The organism is Anaeromyxobacter sp. K (assembly GCF_000020805.1).
Taxonomy (GTDB): Bacteria; Myxococcota; Myxococcia; order Myxococcales; family Anaeromyxobacteraceae; genus Anaeromyxobacter; species Anaeromyxobacter dehalogenans.
This window is the reverse complement of the sequence record NC_011145.1, coordinates 26307-43055: the sequence shown is the minus strand read 5'-3', so window position 1 is coordinate 43055 and position 16749 is coordinate 26307. Positions and strand designations below refer to the sequence as shown.

At 75.6% G+C, this 16749-nt stretch carries 13 protein-coding genes; 6 read left to right on the top strand and 7 right to left on the bottom strand.

Annotation, left to right across the window (positions count from 1 at the left end; translation table 11 throughout):
* The first annotated feature begins 11 nt into the window (after window positions 1-11).
* A complete protein-coding gene (locus tag ANAEK_RS00185; RefSeq protein ID WP_012524116.1) occupies window positions 12-1235 on the top strand; it encodes an OmpP1/FadL family transporter in 1224 nt (407 codons plus the stop codon).
* Between the two features lie 276 nt (window positions 1236-1511).
* On the opposite strand, the gene ANAEK_RS00180 is transcribed toward ANAEK_RS00185, so the two are convergent.
* Entirely contained in the window at window positions 1512-2534 is a 1023-nt protein-coding gene (locus ANAEK_RS00180; protein ID WP_012524115.1) for an SDR family oxidoreductase, read from the bottom strand.
* 267 nt (window positions 2535-2801) lie between these two features.
* On the opposite strand from ANAEK_RS00180, the gene ANAEK_RS00175 reads away from it, so the two are divergent.
* Window positions 2802-4757 (top strand): methyl-accepting chemotaxis protein, encoded by a 1956-nt coding sequence (locus ANAEK_RS00175; RefSeq protein ID WP_012524114.1) that lies wholly within the window; start codon window positions 2802-2804, stop codon window positions 4755-4757.
* A 115-nt stretch (window positions 4758-4872) separates the two neighbouring features.
* On the opposite strand, the gene ANAEK_RS00170 is transcribed toward ANAEK_RS00175, so the two are convergent.
* Window positions 4873-7104, bottom strand: a complete 2232-nt coding sequence (locus ANAEK_RS00170) for a cytochrome c3 family protein (protein WP_012524113.1) — start codon at window positions 7102-7104, stop codon at window positions 4873-4875.
* A gap of 170 nt (window positions 7105-7274) precedes the next feature.
* Window positions 7275-8213: a LysR family transcriptional regulator gene (locus tag ANAEK_RS00165; protein WP_012524112.1), complete on the bottom strand. Its 939-nt coding sequence runs from the start codon at window positions 8211-8213 to the stop codon at window positions 7275-7277.
* 79 nt (window positions 8214-8292) lie between these two features.
* Between ANAEK_RS00165 and ANAEK_RS00160 the strand changes: the two genes are divergently transcribed.
* The 3 genes from ANAEK_RS00160 (at window position 8293) to ANAEK_RS00150 (ending at window position 10589) form a co-directional block, all read left to right on the top strand.
* The gene (locus ANAEK_RS00160) at window positions 8293-9282 is read left to right on the top strand and encodes an NAD-dependent epimerase/dehydratase family protein (protein ID WP_012524111.1); all 990 of its coding nucleotides are present in this window, start codon (window positions 8293-8295) and stop codon (window positions 9280-9282) included.
* Window positions 9283-9373: 91 nt separating this feature from the next.
* Window positions 9374-9973, top strand: coding sequence for an NAD(P)H-dependent oxidoreductase (locus ANAEK_RS00155; protein ID WP_012524110.1), 600 nt, complete (start codon window positions 9374-9376; stop codon window positions 9971-9973).
* Window positions 9974-10061: 88 nt separating this feature from the next.
* Window positions 10062-10589 carry a hypothetical protein gene (locus tag ANAEK_RS00150; RefSeq protein WP_012524109.1) on the top strand — a complete coding sequence of 176 codons (528 nt, stop codon included), beginning with the start codon at window positions 10062-10064 and terminating at the stop codon, window positions 10587-10589.
* 192 nt (window positions 10590-10781) lie between these two features.
* On the opposite strand, the gene ANAEK_RS00145 is transcribed toward ANAEK_RS00150, so the two are convergent.
* From ANAEK_RS00145 to ANAEK_RS00135, 3 genes are all read right to left on the bottom strand, one after another.
* Complete coding sequence (locus tag ANAEK_RS00145; protein ID WP_012524108.1) at window positions 10782-12164, bottom strand: fibronectin type III domain-containing protein; 1383 nt, start codon at window positions 12162-12164, stop codon at window positions 10782-10784.
* A gap of 163 nt (window positions 12165-12327) precedes the next feature.
* Window positions 12328-13860, bottom strand: coding sequence for a proline--tRNA ligase (gene proS, locus ANAEK_RS00140; protein WP_012524107.1), 1533 nt, complete (start codon window positions 13858-13860; stop codon window positions 12328-12330).
* A gap of 76 nt (window positions 13861-13936) precedes the next feature.
* Window positions 13937-14833, bottom strand: a complete 897-nt coding sequence (locus tag ANAEK_RS00135) for a helix-turn-helix transcriptional regulator (RefSeq protein WP_232288327.1) — start codon at window positions 14831-14833, stop codon at window positions 13937-13939.
* Window positions 14834-14873: 40 nt separating this feature from the next.
* Here ANAEK_RS00135 and ANAEK_RS00130 point away from each other — a divergent pair, with 40 nt between their 5' ends.
* Window positions 14874-15263 (top strand): VOC family protein, encoded by a 390-nt coding sequence (locus ANAEK_RS00130; protein WP_012524105.1) that lies wholly within the window; start codon window positions 14874-14876, stop codon window positions 15261-15263.
* A gap of 29 nt (window positions 15264-15292) precedes the next feature.
* Here ANAEK_RS00130 and ANAEK_RS00125 read toward each other — a convergent pair whose 3' ends face one another.
* A complete protein-coding gene (locus ANAEK_RS00125; RefSeq protein WP_232288326.1) occupies window positions 15293-16627 on the bottom strand; it encodes a sensor histidine kinase KdpD in 1335 nt (444 codons plus the stop codon).
* Between the last annotated feature and the right edge of the window lie 122 nt (window positions 16628-16749).

The window sequence follows — 16749 nt, the reverse complement described above, 5'->3', positions numbered from 1 at the left end:
AGGTGACGACCATGCGGAAGACCTTCCGGATCGCCTTCCTCGCCGTCCTCGCCGCCCCGGCCGTCGCGCTGGCCAGCGGGTTCGAGGTCATCAACGTCAACCCGCGCGACCTCGCGCTCTCGTCCTCGGGCGTGGCCGCGCAGGAGGACGCGGCGGCCACGTTCCAGAACCCCGCCGCGCTCTCCAAGCTCTCCGGGCTGAACCTCTCGCTCGCCGGCTCGATGCTGAGCCTGCGCACGAAGTGGACCGGCACCGCCGCCTACCCGGGCAAGGAGACCACCAAGTTCGCGCCCACGCCGCCGGTGGCGATGTACGTCGCCTACGGCACGAAGCTCGCCGGGCGCGGCCTCGGCTTCGGCCTCGGCGTGGGCACGCCCGGCGGCGGCCAGATGAAGTGGGACGACCAGTGGGAGGGGCGCGGCCGCATCATCACCGTCGAGCGCCGCATGCTCGGCTTCTACCTGAACGGCGGCTACGAGATCGCGCCGTGGCTGCGCGTCGGCGGCGGCGCCATCTACTACGAGGGCATCCAGTACCTGAAGCAGGGGATCCAGCCGTTCCCCGACGCCTACGCCGAGCTCGACACCAAGGGCGGCGGCTTCGCGTACCAGCTCTCCGCCGAGGTGAAGCCGCTCGAGAACCTCACGCTCGGCTTCGACTACAAGCACAAGGGCACCATGCACATGAAGGGCGACGCGCACTTCCAGGTGCCGCCCTCGCTGGTGGGCCCGACCACGCAGGACCAGGACGTGAAGCAGGACCTCACGTTCCCGAACCGCATCGACACGGGCCTGGCCTGGCGCGTCGCGAAGCCGGTGCTGGTGACGCTGCAGTACTCCTGGTCTCGCTTCGTGGTCTACAACCAGGACCTGTTCGAGGGCGAGACGACCGCCATCACGGTGCCGCGCGACTACCGCAACGGCAACGTCATCCGCGGCGGCGTCGAGTGGACCGCCCTGCCCACCCTGCGGCTCCGCGCCGGCATGATGCGCGACTGGTCGGGCCTGCGCACGAACACGCTCTCGCCGACGCTGCCGGACTCGAACACCACCGGCTACTCGCTCGGCGCGGGCTGGGACGCGGGCGCCGACTTCGGCCTGAACGCCGCGGTGTTCTACGGCGACCGCGACAAGCAGACCTCGACCGGGACCGCCGCGTTCCCGGGCAGCTACAAGACCGACGTGTGGATCGTGGCGCTCGGCTTCACCTGGCGCACCGACCTCGGCAACCGGTAGGCCCGGCGGCCCGCGGACTCGAAGGCCCCCTCGCCTCGCGGCGGGGGGGCCTTCTCGCGTCAGGTCCCCCGGCGCGACCGGGCCGCGGCCCTCACAGCGCCTCCCGTTCGCGTGGGGCCCGTCGCGAGGCACACGATGGCGTCGCCGAGCCGGGCACACGAGGACCGAGCAGCGCAGGCGTGCCCCTAGGCACGTCGAGCAGCGCAGGGACGAGTCTGCCCGGCGCAGGCAGCCAGCGTGCGCCGCAGCAGGGCTCCATGCGAATGGGCGGCGCTCTCAGGCCGGCTCCTCGTTGTAGCGGCGGGCGGCGCGCTCGCCGAGCGCGGTCAGGATGGAGCGCGCCAGGCCGCGCCGGAACAGCTCGGCCGGGAGCGCGATGCCGTGGCGCGCCCCGGGGGCGGCGGTGGGCAGGAACCGGTTCACGAACCCCAGCGTCGCCACGATCGCCCCGGGCATGAGGGAGTGGGCGAGGCGCAGCACCCGCGCCGGCAGCCCGATGATCACGAAGCGCTCGCGGTGCTCGATCGCGCGCACGATGCGCCGCGCCGCCCGCTCCGCGGAGACCGTCACGAGCGGGAGGGACGCGAGCAGCGAGAACAGGCTCGCCTCCGCGTAGCGGCGCCCCTTCACCAGCGCGCGGCCGAACGAGCCGGTGCGCATCAGCCCCGGCACCACCGTGATGACGTCGACGCCGTACTTGGCGGTCTCGGCGCCGAGCGCCTCCGACCACCCGCGCGCCGCGAACTTGGCCGCGTCGTAGGGCGCGAGGTGCGGGATGCCCACCGCGGCGCCGATCGAGGTGACGTTCACGATCGTCCCGCGGCGGCGCGCCCGCATGCCCGGCAGCACCGCCTCGGCCGCGTGCAGCGCGCCGTAGAACAGCACGTCCATGGCGTGCCGGTAGTCCTCGACGCTCATGGCCTCGGCCGGACCGACCTGGATGATCCCGGCGCTGTTCACGAGCAGCTCCACCGGGCCGAGGTTCTCCTCCACGTCGGCGACCAGCGTGCGCGTGCCGTCCTCGTCGGTCACGTCGCCGGGGAGGCCGGTCGCGTCGATCCCCTCCTGCGCGAGGCCGGACCGCGCCCGCTCCAGCTCCTCCTCGTCGCGCGCGCAGAGGACGATGCGCATGCCGCGGCGGCCCAGCTCGCGGGCGAGGACCAGGCCCAGGCCGCGCGAGCCGCCGGTGACGAGCGCCACCCCGCCGGCGAGCGGCCTGCGGCGGCGAAGCCGGCGCGCGGCGAGCCAGGCGCCGGCGGCGAGCGCGGCGGTCAGCGACAGCGCGGTCGAACGACGCATCGGGCGAACCTCCCGCCGAACGTTGCACACGCCCCCTGCGCCGCGCCGCGCGGCCGGGCGCTCGGCGCCGGGGTCCGTCGCTTGCAGCCGGGTCCGGCGGTTTTCACCGCGGGGCCGCGGCTCCGGACCCCGCCGGCGCGCACGCCTCGGGATCCTGCCGGGCGGCGGGTCGGCCGCCCGGGGCACGACGGACCCCGGGTGGCTGCCGCACCTGAGGTTCACCCGCCTGGGACCGGGCCAGCGATCGCCCGGCGAGGTCCACCCTGCATGCGCTCCGCCTCCCTCGCCACCAAGCTCGTCCTCGCCCTCGGCCTCGCCTTCGCGGTGGTCCTGGGCGGCTTCACCGCCGCGTCGGCGGCGTTCACCGCTCGAACCGTCGAGCAGCAGACCGCCGACGCGCTGCGCGGCCGCGTGGCGCTGGTCCGGGACATGGTCGGCGTCTACGACGCCAGCCTGGCGAGGGCGACCGCCGACCTGCTCCACGTGTTCCGCGCCGCCTACCCCGAGGGCATCCGCGCGGACCCGTCGCGCGCCGCCTACGTGGAGGGCGTGGCCCTCCCCGGCCTCGCCGCCGGCGACCGGATGGTGGACCTCGACTACCCCACCGTCGATCGCTTCACCGCGACGAGCCGCGCGGTCGCGACCGTCTTCGCCCGCGCCGGCGGGGACTTCGTGCGCATCACCACCTCGGTGCAGACCGACGACGGCCGGCGGGCGGTGGGCACGTTCCTCGGCGCCGACCACCCCGCGCACCGGCGGCTGCTCGAGGGCGAGCCCTACACCGGCAAGGCCGTGCTGTTCGGCCGCGACTTCTTCACGCGCTACGAGCCCATCGTCCAGGACGGGAAGGTCATCGGCGCGCTGTTCGTGGGCGTCGACTTCACCGACGGGCTCGCCGCGCTGCGCGAGCGCATCCGCGGCGTGCGCGCGGGCGACCAGGGCTACTTCTTCGTGGTGGACGCCTCGGCGGGCGCCGGGCGCAACCGGCTGATCGTCCACCCCACCCGCGCCGGCGAGGCCGCGCCGGACGGGCTCGGGCCCGCGCTCGCCACGGGGAGCGGCGGCGCCGAGGGGCTGCGCATCGCGGGCGCCGACGCGAAGGGCGCGGCGCGCCCGGAGATCGCGACCTGCCAGGCGTTCGAGCCGTGGCAGTGGCTGGTCTGCGGCGCGGTGCCGGAGGAGGAGCTGACGCACGACGGGCAGCGCCTGGGGCTGCTCCTGTCCACGGGCGGCGCCGCGCTGGTGATCGTGCTGGCCGGGCTCGCGCTCTGGCTGGTGCGGCGCATGGTGCTCGAGCCGCTGGCGCGGACCGCACGCTTCGCCGAGCGGGTGGCCGCGGGCGACCTCGCGAGCGAGCTCGAGATCCGCGCCGGGGACGAGGTCGGCGCCCTGGGCGAGGCGCTCAACGAGATGGTGCGGGCGCTCCGCGCCGTGGTCGGCACGCTCCGCTCCGCCTCCGACGCGGTGGCCGAGGCGTGCCAGGCGCTGTCCGCCTCCACCGCGCAGATCGCCGAGGGCGCCTCGGAGCAGGCGGCCGGGGCCGAGACCGCGAGCGGCGCCACCACCGAGCTCGCGGCGCGGGTGCGCGACGTGGCCGGCGGGGCCGCGGAGACCGAGGCGCTGGCGGCCCGCTCGGCGGCGTCGGCCCGGTCCGGCGGCGAGGCGGTGCGCCGCGCCGTCGAGGCGGTGCAGGAGATCGCCGGGCGGACCGCCGTCATCGAGGAGATCGCCCACCAGACCAACCTGCTCGCCCTGAACGCCGCCATCGAGGCGGCGCGCAGCGGCGTGCACGGGCGCGGCTTCGCCGTGGTCGCGACCGAGATCCGGCGCCTGGCCGAGCGGAGCCGGGCCGCCGCCGCCGAGATCGGCGCGCTCGGCACCTCCACCGTGCAGGCGGCGCGCCTGGCCGGCGAGGCGCTCGACGCCGTGGTCCCGGACATCGGGCGCACCTCGGAGCTGGTGCGCGGCATGGCCGTCGCCACCGAGGAGATCTCCGCCGGCGCGCACGAGGTGACCGGCGCCATCGGCCAGCTCGACGCCGCCATCCAGGCGAGCGCGTCGTCCTCCGAGGAGCTCGCCTCCACCGCCGCCCGGCTCGCCGAGGAGGCCGAGGCGCTGCGCCGCTCGGCCGCGTGGTTCCGCACCGGCGAGCCCGAGCACGGCACGGCCCCGGCGACGCGTGCGCCGGCGCTCCCCGCCGTCGCGCCGGGCCGGGCCGCCTGAGCGCCCTCGGGCGGCGTCCGGACGCGCGGCGCGAACGGCGCGGTGCCCCGCGGCCGGACCGCCGATCAGCGCGACGGCCCCGGGGCGCGCGGCGCGCCCCGGGGCGAAGCGGCGATCAGCACCACGGGTCCCAGGCGAACGCGCCGAAGTTGCCCGGCGCGGACCAGCCCGACTCGTGCCCCTGCTGGTCGCGGACGCGCACACGCCAGTAGTACGGCCGCGGCGCGTAGGGTCCGCACGAGTCCTGCGGGATGTTGAGGAGCCGCGCCGGCACCTGGAGCGCGGGGCGCCCGCCCGAGGTGGTCGGCGTCCCGCTCACCCAGCCCGTGCTGCCCACCGTGCTCCCCGGCACCCCGGGGCCGGTGAGCGAGCCGTTCTGCAGGTAGGTGAAGGCGGCGTCGGAGGCGAGCTGGACCTCGTACTGGAGCACCACCCCCGCGGCCGCGGTCACCGGGAACCAGACGAGCGGCACGGTGGCGTCGTACGTGCCCACCTCGAAGCTGGCGCTCACCGGCGCCAGGTCAGGGCTCGACAGGGCGCCCTCGGCCGGCGTGGTGAAGGACTGGAGCGCCGTGTGCGTCACGTTCCGGAACACGTCGCTCGTGCGCACGCGCCAGACGTAGGTGGTCCCCGGGGTGAGCCCGGTGAGCTGGACCGAGTGCTGGACGACGAAGGCGTCGTTGCCCACCACGTGCCCGGCGGTGCCCACGCCGTACTCCACGTAGGAGGTGGCCTTCTCGCTGCTGGTCCAGGCGACGGTCGCGGTCGTCGCGGTCACTCCGGACAGGGCCGGCCCGGCCTGGAAGCGCGGCGCCACGTACTCGGTGGGCGGCGGCGCCCAGCCGTCGTGGCAGTGCGTGCAGGCGCTCTGCGGCAGGCCGGTCGAGTAGGGATGGTTCGGCGGATAGACGGGCGAGGTGACCTCCATCTGCTGGATGCCCTCGTGCCCGTGGCAGAAGAAGCACGCGGCGCCGTCCGGGGCCGGATCCGCCGGGGCCCCCTCGAACCAGGAGTACGAGCCGTCGGTGACCCACCGCTCGCGGTGGCAGGCCTTGCACACCTCGTGGCGGTCGCCCTGGTGACACGCGGTGCACAGCACCTGCGCGCCCACGCCGGCGCGATCGATGCTGCCCGGCGGGATGGCGACGCCGTTCACGTGGGCGGCGAGCAGGAACGCGTTGTTGCTGGCGTGGAAGTCGTGGCAGCGCGCGCACGCGATGGCGCCCTGGCCGCGCGCGTACGGCGCGAGCAGCGTGCCGCCGAAGCCGCGCGTGACGAGCGTGGTCGGGTAGCAGCTCGGCGACGAGAGGTTGCTCGAGCACGACGAGTTCTGGATCGTGCCCTCGGGACACGGCTGGCCGGTGCGCGCCGCGCCGACCGGGTTCCCGGCCGCGTCCACCGGCTGCAGCACGCAGGTCCAGGCCCACGCGCCCGAGGTGCCGTTCGCGTACCACCACCGCGGCGTGATGCGCATCGCGCCGGGCTGGTCCGGCTGGTTCGGCGGACACGCGTACGCGCCGCGGCCGATGGAGCGCTGGCCGGCGGGGTCGAGCGCGTCGAACCGGCAGGTGCCGGGCCGGTCGCCGTGGAAGTCGCCGGAGACCAGGTCGTCCCACCCGACGAGCAGCGGCGGCGTCTCGCCGGAGAGCGTCTGGCCCTGGCCCGCGTGGCAGCCGGCGCAGGTGACGGCCGCGCTGCCGCCGCCGCCGTCCACCATGCGGACCTCGCCGCTCAGGTGCTGGGAGGTGTCGTGGCAGGACTGGCAGCTCGTGCCCGAGCTGCCGTCCGGCAGCGGGTGCGCCGACAGCGCGGTGGCGGGATCGATGGCGCCGACGTCGGTGTGGCACGTCACGCACTGCAGCGGCCCGGCGGTCCAGCTGACCCCGTGCGGCTCGGCGCCGAGCGGCGCGTGGCAGCCGACCGAGCAGGTGGTCCCGGAGGCGTCGCTCACGACGCTCCCGTTCGCGCTGGTCGTGCCGCCCGGGAACGTGACCGGGTTCGCGAACCCGAGCGCGCCGCCGCACGGGTGGCAAGCGGTGCAGCCGATCCCGGACGCCGCGTGCTTGTCGTGCGCGGCGGAGCCGACGCACACCTCGCCCGCCACCGGCAGCGCCTGCGTGGTGAACCGCGGCGGCAGCGGCGCCGGCGCGGGCTCGACGGTCTTGCCCGGCATCGGATCGCCGGCCAGGCCCGACGCGGCCGTCGGCGCCTCGTCCGGCCCGCAGCCGGAGACGAGGACGGCCGAGAGCGCGAAGGCCATGGCGAGGGTCGGATCGAGGCGAGACGAGCCGCGGGCGCGAGGCGCGTGGAGGCCGCCGCGCGAGGAGCGGTGCACCGGCTGGCGCATGGGTATTCCCCCTGGGTAGGTCAGCCGGGGGTTTCCCCCAACCCCGCGGCTGCGTTCACCCACGCTAGAAGACCGGCGAGCGAACGGACATGCGCTCGTTTGCCGCACCACCTCCGAGTTCCGGGATCGTCCTCGGCGCCTGCGACCGGGTGCCGCTGCCGCGGCCCGGATCACGTGCCGTCGCCAGGGCTCAGCCCCAGCCGCCGGGCCTCCTCGAGCACGAAGTCCCACACCGCCGCCACCCGCGGCACCTCGCGCAGCGCCCGGTGGACCACCAGCCACAGGTCGCCCGCGCGCGCGGAGGGCAGCTGGCGGCGGGCCGCCGGCGCGAGGCGGACCTCGGCGAGGCCGCAGGCCAGCGCCATGTTGCGGTCGGCGAGCACCAGCCCCACCCCGGCGCGCGCCGCCGCCATCTGCGTGCCCATGTGGCTGGTGCGGAGCGCGATCCGCTCGGGCGGCACGTGATCCAGGACGGCGCGGGTGAGCTCGAGGTGCGCGAGGTCGTCGCCCCAGGTGATCCAGCGCGCCGCGTCGAGGCTGCGCAGCGTGCCGAGCGCGCGGGCCTGGCGCGGTGCGCCGAACACGCCGCCGGTTGCCGTGCCGAGCTTCCGCGCCAGGAGGTCGCCCGACGCGGGCAGCACGCCGCGGATGGCCAGGTCCGCCTCGCGCCGGGTGAGGTCGGCGTAGCCGATGGTCGCGTCGAGCGTCAGGCGCAGTCCCGGGTGCGCCGCGAGCAGGCGCGGCAGCGCCGGGGCGAGCAGGTACTCGGCGACGCCCGGCGCCGCGGTGAGCCGCACCTCGCCCTCGGCCGCCAGCTCGCGCCCCTGCGCCGCCAGGGCGAGCGCGTTCGCGGCGCGCTCCATCGCCTCGGCGTGCGGCCCGAGCGACTCGGCGAGCGCGGTGGGGAGCACGCCGTCCGGGGTCCGATCGAACAGGCGCGCGCCGAGCGCCGCCTCGAGGGCGCCGAGCCGCCGGGAGACGGTGGAGGCGTTCACGCCCAGGCGCGCCGCCGCGCCGGACAGCGAGCGCGCCTCGAGGAGCGCCCGGAGCACGCGCGCGTGATCCCAGTCGAGCGCGGCGGCGGGCGGGGCGGGCGGAGGCCTTTGCACGTCCGCAAGGCTACCCGGCAAAATCGCCGCGTGCACCGCGTTTTCGCGGACCGTAGGCTTCCGCTCGAGAGGAGCCCACATGCCCCGCCCGGATCCGTTCGTCCCCCCCGAGCTGCACGTCGTGTTCGGCGCCGGCCAGGTCGGCCGCCGCCTCGCCCGCGAGCTGCTCGGCCTCGGCCACTCCGTCCGCCTGGTCCGGCGCGGCCCGCCCGGCCCGGAGCTCCCCGGCCTCCGCTGGCTGAGCGGCGACGCCACCGACCCGCTGTTCGCGGGCGAGGCCTGCCGCGGCGCCGACGTGGTCTACGACTGCACCAACCCGCCCGACTACCACCGCTGGGACGAGCTGCTCGCCCCGCTCCGGCGCGGGATCCGCGACGCCGCCGCCCGCGCCGGCGCGCGCCTCGTCGCGCTCGACTGCCTGTACATGTACGGGCGGCCGGCCGCCTCGCCGTTCGACGAGGACGCGCCGCTCGCGCCCTGCAGCCACAAGGGCGAGCTGCGCGCGCTCCTTGCGCGCGAGCTGCTCGAGGCCCACGCCCGCGGGGACCTGCGGGCGACCACCGGGCGGGCCTCCGACTTCTTCGGCCCCGGCGCCGGCGCGGCCGCGCTGCTCGGCGACCGCCTCGCGGCGCGGCTCCGCGCCGGGAAGCCGTTCGAGGCGTTCGGCGACCCCGACCTGCCGCACGCGTACTCGTACGTCGCCGACGTGGCGCGCGGCCTCGCGGTGCTCGGCACGGACGACGCCGCGCTGGGGAGGGCGTGGCACCTGCCCGTCGCCTGGACGGGCAGCACCCGCGGCCTGGTGGAGGCGGTCGGCGCCGCGCTCGGCCGGCCCGCCCGGCTCCGCATCGTCCCCGACTGGCTGCTGCGGGTGGGCGGCCTCCTCGACCCGACGCTCGGCGCCGCCGTGGAGATGACCTACCAGTGGAAGGTGCCATACGTCCCCGACGACCGGCGCTTCCGCGCCGCGTTCTCCGTCGAGCCCACCCCCGCCGCCGAGGCGGTGGCCGCGACGGCGCGGGCCATCCTGGACGCCGAGGCCCCCGCGGGACGCCGCGAGGCGGCGTGATCGCGCCCGAGGACGATGCGTGCCCGCGGCTCCCGCGCCGATGGTAGCGTGCGCGCCCTGGCCGACGCCGCGCCGCCCCGGAGCCTTCGCGATGAACCTCCTCGTCCTCCTCGCCCACCCCGACCGCGCCAGCCTCAACCATGCGCTCGCCGACGCCGCGTGCCGGGCGGCGCGGCGCGCCGGGCACGAGGTCACCCTGCGCGATCTCTACGCGGAGGGCTTCGACCCGGTCCTCCCCGGGCCCGAGATCCCGAGGGACGCGCCGCTCCCGGGCTGGCTCCGCGAGCACTGCGACGCGCTCGCCTCGGCGGGCGGGATCGTGATCGTCCACCCGAACTGGTGGGGTCAGCCGCCCGCGATCCTCACCGGCTGGATCGATCGCGTGGTCCGGCCCGGCGTCGCGTACGCGTTCCAGGAGGGCGACTCGGGCGAGGGCGTGCCGGTCGGCCTCCTGCGCGCCAGGACCGCCGTCGTCCTCAACACCTCCAACACGCCGATCGCGCGCGAGCGGGAGGCCTTCGGCGACCCGCTCGACGCGATCTGGCGCCGGTGCGTGTTCGACCTGTGCGGCGTGAAGGACGTCCGGCGCCGGACGTTCTCGGTGGTCGTGACCAGCACCGACGCCGAGCGCGCCGCCTGGCTCGCGGAGGCCGAGGCGCTCGTCGCGGACGCGTTCCCGCGGGAGCGCTGACCTCCGCCGGCCCCGAGCGGCACCGTGACTCGGCGTGAGGTCCGCGGAATGATGCGGCGGCCAACCCCTGGCCTCCGAGGAGCCGCCCTTGCACCTGCCATCCCGAGTCGCCCCCGCCGTCCTCGCCGTCTCCCTCGTCACCGCCTGCGCCGGGGCGCGCGAGGCGGGTCGCGGTCCGCCGCAGTCGCTCACCGTCCGCGAGCTCACCGTGGTGGACGCCCGCGGCCAGCCGCGCCTGCGCATCGGGGCGCCGCTGCCGCCGCCCAAGGGCGCCGAGCGCCGCGCGGTGGACGCGTTCGGGATCCAGTTCATGGACCAGGACGGCTACGAGATCGCGGGGCTCGGCATGCTCGAGCCGGTGGACATCCGCGGCCTCTGCTTCGACATCAAGGACGCGTACGAGGCGATGTGCGTGGGCCTGGTGAAGGGCGAGCCCAGCATCACGTTCCGGCACGACTGGAAGGAGCGGATCACGCTCGGCGTGGAGCAGGGCGTGGCGAGCATCGTGCTCCGCGACGCGCAGGGGGAACCGCGCGTCCGCCTCGAGGTGGACCGGGACGGGAAGACGCGGGTGGAGGGCGTCGGGCAGGGCGCGGCCGTGCCGCCCGCGCCCTGAGGGCACGTGAAACAATCCCCTCCCGTCGCCGCGGCGGCCGATCCGCGTCGCATCGCGTCGTTGCTCCTCCCTCACATGCCGACGGGCATGCTCGGTCGTCGCGCCTCGCGCTGCTCGCGTCTCGACCGCCTGGCTCGGTCCGGGGATGGATTCACGCGCCCTGAGCCCGACCCCGGGGTCGCCCGCGACCGCCTAGAGCGGTTGCAGGTCGATGCGGCGCAGCACGTGACTGAACGTGTCGGAGACGTACAGCTTGCCGTCCAGCCCGGTCATCCCCTCGGGATAATTGATCGCCGCCGCGGTCCCGGTCCCGTCCGCGAGCGTCGCGTACCAGTTGCCGCCTGCGAGCGTCCACGCCTCGCCCGTGGCGAGGTCGATCTCGGTGATGGTGTTCCCGGTCCCCGGCACCGGGTCCCCGCCGCCGGAGGCGTGGTTCGCCACGTACACGTATCCGCCGATCACCGCGATCGCGTACGGCGCCGCGGTGGTCGTGGACACGGTGGTCACCTCGCCGGTGAGCGGATCGACGGCGCGGATGGCGGAGTTGCCCGAGTCCGCCACCAGGAGCTCGCCACCGTGCATCGCGAGCCCGTACGGCGCCGAGAAGCGCGCGGCCGTCCCGCGCCCGTCCGCGTATCCCGCGTAGCTCGCCGGATCGCCCGCGAGCGTCGAGACCACGCCCGTGGCGAGGTCGAGGGCGCGGATCGCGTTGTTCATGGTGTCGGCGACGTAGAGCGTCGTCCCGTCGGTCGCGACCCCGCGCGGCCAGCGGAAGGTCGCGCTCGCGCCGGGCCCGTCGGCCGCGCCGGCCTGGGTGGTCGAGCCCGCGAGCGTCGTCACCGCCGCGGTCGCGAGGTCGATGCGGCGGACGAGGTTGTTCGCGGTGTCGGCGACGTAGAGGTAGGTCCCGTCGCTCGTGATGCCGCGCGGGGAGTTGAACGAGGCCGCCGTCCCGATCCCGTCCTGGTGACCCGCGTACGTGCGGGGATCGCCGGCGAGGGTGGTCACCTGTCGCGTCGAGAGGTCCAGCCGGCGAATGAGCATGTTGGTGGTGTCGCAGACGTAGAGGCTCGTGCCCACGCCGACGATGCCGGTCGGCGTGTTGAACCGTGCGTGGATGGCGTCGCCGTCCGCGTAGTCCATGCTCGAGCCCGCGATCGTCGTCACCACGCCCACGTGGCCCGTCCCCGGCGGGACGGGGGAGGCGCCCGGGGTGAACCAGGCCTCCGCCGACTCCGCGCTCTCTCCCGCCGCCGTGACGGCCGTGACCACGACGTAGTAGGTGACCCCGTTCGTCGCGGTGAGGACCTGCGGGCTCGTCACGTCCTGGAGGAGGTTGCCGGTCGCCGCGTCCACGCCCGGCGTCTTCGACCAGTAGAGGTTGTAGGAGAGCGCCCCCGGGAACGGATCCCACGAGACCGTGACCTCCCCGTCGCCCGCGACCGCGACGACTCCGGTGACCCGCTCCACGCGCGGCGGCGACGACGCCTTCGATCCTCCTCCGCCTCCGCAGGCGGTGAGCGCGAGGGCGGCGGCGACCAGGAAGAACCGCGACGAGGTGGCGCGAGCGGGCACGGGTGGTCTCCTCGGGGCGCTCGCGCGGCGTCATGCCGCCGCAGGAACCCCGGCTCGCACCATGCCGTGTGGCGGCGGCGTCCGTCTGTCGCAGGACGGCGTGACGATCCGTCGCACCCCTGGGTCGCGGCGGAGACCGGGGGCGCACGGGGGCGCCCGCCGGTCAGTACGACTTCGCCCAGACCACGCGCTTCGGGCTCGGCTGCCCGGTGAACGGGCAGGTGCCGGGCTCGCCCGGCTCGAGCGGGATGCAGCGCACCGTGACGCCGAGGTCCTCCTTGATGCGGGCCTCGACCGCCGGATCCCCGCTGAAGTGCGCGAGCGCGAACCCGCCGTGGATGGGCGTGGGATCGTTGGGCCGCGCGGTCGCGGGCGGCGTGAAGTACGCGTAGAACTCGTCCTTCGTGTCGATGGGCCGCGTGTGCTCGGCGCGCACCGCCCGCGCGCGCTGGAGCAGCGCGTCCTGGATCTCCTGCAGCAGCGCGGCCACCCCCGCGACCAGCTCGCCCCGCGGCACGCTCTGCTTCTCCCGCGGCTTCCGGTCGCGGCGGCCCATGAACACCGCGCCCTTCTCGATGTCCTTCGGGCCGACCTCGAGCCGGATCGGCGCGCCCTTCTTGATCCACTCCCAGGACTTCTTCGCGCCCTGGACGTCGCGCGCGTCGAGGTGGACGCGCACCGGGGCGCCCGCGTAGCTCTGCGCCTCGAGCTCCCGCTTCAGCTCGGCGCACCACGCCAGCACCTGCTCGCGGACCTCCGGCTTCTGGATCACCGGGATGATCACCACCTGCTGCGGCGCGAGGCGCGGCGGGCACACCATCCCGTCGTCGTCGCCGTGGGTCATGATCATCGCGCCGATCATCCGGGTCGAGAGCCCCCAGGACGTGGTCCACGCGTGCGTGAGCGTGCCGTTCTCGTCCTGGAACTGGATGCCCGAGGCCTTCGCGAAGTTCTGGCCGAGGAAGTGCGAGGTGCCGGCCTGCAGCGCCTTGCGGTCCTGCATCATCGCCTCGATGCAGTAGGTGCGGACCGCGCCCGGGAACCGCTCGCTCGCGGTCTTCTCGCCCTGGACCACCGGCAGCGCCATCCACTCCTCGGCGAAGCGGGCGTAGATCCGGAGCATCTGCATGGTCTCGTCGATCGCCTCCCGCTCCGTCGCGTGCGCGGTGTGGCCCTCCTGCCACAGGAACTCGGCCGTGCGCAGGAACATCCGGGTCCGCATCTCCCAGCGGACGACGTTCGCCCACTGGTTGATGAGCAGCGGCAGGTCGCGGTAGCTCTGCACCCACCGCGCGAAGCTCTCCCCGATGATGGTCTCCGAGGTCGGCCGCACCACGAGCGGCTCCTCGAGCTCGCCCACCGGCACCAGCTTCCCGTCGCGCGCCTCGAGCCGGTGGTGGGTGACCACCGCGCACTCCTTCGCGAACCCCTCGACGTGCGCGGCCTCCTTCTCGAGCAGCGACAGCGGGATGAACAGCGGGAAGTAGGCGTTCACGTGGCCGGTGGCCTTGAACATGCCGTCGAGCACCCGCTGCACGTGCTCCCAGAGCGCGTAGCCCCACGGCTTGATCACCATGCAGCCGCGGACGGTCGAGCTCTCGGCGAGATCGGCGGCCTTGATGACCTCGAGGTACCACTCGGAGAAGTTCTCGGCCCGGGTCGGGCGGATCGCGGTGTCGGCGCTGGCGCTGGCCATGGCGGGAGGATCTAGCGCACCGCCGCGTTCCCTGCCAAGGCGCGCCGCCTGCCCGCCCGGCGTCGCGCCGGGGCGCTCACCGTGCGGGGCGCCGCGCCGGGCCGAACGGCCGCAGCGCCCGCGCCAGCACCCCGCGCGCCGCGTCGTCCGCGGGCACGTAGAGCACCACCCGGACGTCCTCCGGCTCGCCCTCCGGCGCGAACGAGGCGTAGAGCAGCTCCAGCGGCTCGCCGCCCGGGGCGGCCAGCCGCTTCCGCCGGAGGTGCGCGTCGGCGAGGGCCTGGGACTCCCACGCATGCGCGAACTCGGGGCTGCGCGCGGCCAGGTCCGCCACGAACGCGTTCCAGTCCGGGTGCGCCACCAGACGGCCGCCGGCCGCGCGGAACTGTGCCACCGCGGAGGACGCGACCGCCTCCCAGTCCAGGAAGCGCCCGCGCCAGCCCGGATCGAGGAACAGGCGCGCCAGCACGTTGTCGGTGACGCCCGGGGTCGCCTCGAACGATCCGAGCACGGCCCGGGCGGCCGCGTTTGCGTGGAGCACGTCCCAGCGCCCGTTCACCACGTACGCGGGTGAGTCCCGGAGCCCGTCCACCATCGCGCGCAGCGCCGGCGAGGCCTGCGCCGTCCGCCGCCAGCGCGGCGCGGCGCTCGCCACCGCGTCGGCGAGGCGCGCGAGGTGCGCCGCCTCCGCCTCCCCGAGCCGCAGCGCGCGGGCGAGGGCGCGCACCGTGCGCGGCGAGGTGCGCACCGGGCGTCCCTGCTCGAGCCAGGTGTACCAGGTGATGCTGATGTTCGCGGCGACCGCGACCTCCTCGCGGCGGAGCCCCGTCACCCGCCGGCGCCCGCCGCCCGCGACCGCCAGCGCCGGGCGCGACCGCATCCGGCGCAGGAAGTCTCCGAGCGCCCTCGCCGCGAGGGTGGTGGTGCCACCACCCGCATCACCGGGCACCTTCCTCGCGACGCTCGCCGGCATCACCATCCCGCCTCCACCACGCCGTCCCCGAGGTGCACCGATGACCGCGCTCCAGAGCATCCGCCAGCTCGACTACACCGTCCTGTTCGCGCGCGACCCCGAGCGAATGCGCCGATTCTACGCGGAGGTGATGGGTTTCCCCATCGCGCGCGAGCTCGGGCCCGGCTGGGTCGAGTTCCGCGTCGGCTCCAACCTGCTCGTGCTCACGCAGCGCGGCGGCCTGTTCCACGACCCGCCCACGCCCGAGGGCGCGCTGTCGGTCCAGCTCGCGTTCCGGGTGGCGCCCGCCGCGGTGGCCGCGTGCGCCGAGGAGCTGCGCCGCCTGGAGGTGCCCATCGTCTCGCCGCCGACGGATCAGCCCTGGGGCCACCGCACCCTGTTCTTCCGCGATCCCGACGGGAACGTCCTCGAGATCTACGCGGACCTCTGAGCGAGGTTTGCGCTCGGTGTGCCGGCCGGCTACCCGCGCGCGGATCCACGCATCGAGGCGCTCTCGCTCACGGCCGCCGCGCGCGGGAGCTCGAACCAGAAGGTGGTTCCCCGGCCCGGCTCGGAGCAGACGCCGACGTGGCCGCCGTGGGCCTCGGCGAGCCGCTTCACGGTGGCGAGCCCGAGGCCGAGCCCCGGCACGTCCCTCCCGCCGCCGCGGACGTACGGCTCGAAGACGCGGTCGCCCAGGTCCGGCGGGAGCCCGGGTCCGTCGTCCTCGACCTCGACGCGGATCGCGGCCGCGTCCGGGGCGGCGCGGATCACGACCCGCCCGTCCCGCCGCGCGTACTTGATGGCGTTGTCCAGCAGGTTCGCCACCAGGCTGGTCAGGACGCCCTTCGCGCATGCGACGGTGCCCGGCACGAGCTCGGCGCCGACGATCATGCCCGCCGCGGTGGCCCGTGCCTCCGCGCCCGAGACGACGTCGTGGACGACCTCGACGACGTCCGCGGCGGCGCCCGGCTCCGGCCGGGCCCCGGCGCGGGCGAATCCGAGCAGCCCCGCGACCAGGGTCTGGATCCGCCGGAGGCTGCGCCGCGCGCGCTCGAGCCCCTCGCCCGCGGGCTCGCCCGCCGCCTGCCGGCGCCGGAGCTCGAGGTCGATCGCGAGCTGCGCGCTCGCGGTCGGGTTCATGATGTCGTGCGCAACCCGTCCCGCGAACGCCTCCAGCTCGCCGGCGCGCTCCTCCATCATGCGCTCGTGCTCGCTCACGAGCGCTTCGTGGCGGCGAAGCTGACCGGCGACGACCCGCCCGGCCAGCAGCGCGATCCCGCCGCAGAGGATGCCCAGCGAGAGGCTGAGCCACAGCCCTCGCGCGCGAACGGCCTTGATGTGCTCGGCGAGCTGGCTGCCGTTGCGGGCGTTGAAGTCGAGGTCGCGGGACAGCAGCTCGTGCAGGTGCGCCGCCGCGGGCCGGACCTCGCGGAGGAACGTTTCCCTCGCGAGCCGCGCGTCGCCTGCGTCCGCCTGCCCGAGCATGCGGTTCGCCGCGCCCACGAACCGGGAGGTGCCGCGCCGCACGTCCTCCCAGAACGGCCGCTCGCCCGGGAAGAGCGGCAGCGCCAGGTAGATGCCCACCTGCTCCGCGAGCGCGCGGAGCGGCGCCTCGGCGGCGACGCGCGCGGCCGGCGTGACGGGCACGGCGGCGAACGCCGCGGACTCGATCTCGAACTGGCCGAGGATGTGGCGCGCCTCGGCCAGGCACCGGATCGTCGGCATGGCGTCGCGCGCGATCTCGTCGGAGGCGACGTCGATCTCCCGGATGTGCTCCGCGGTGTAGACCGAGGCGGCGATGAAGCTCGCCACGACCACCACGTAACCGCCGAACAGGAACCGCCTCGACCGACGGTCTGGACCCGGGCTCGCCATGTCCCTGCCTCGTGACGAGGTCCGAGCTCCGTCGCTGGCGCGCTCCGGCCGGACGCCGG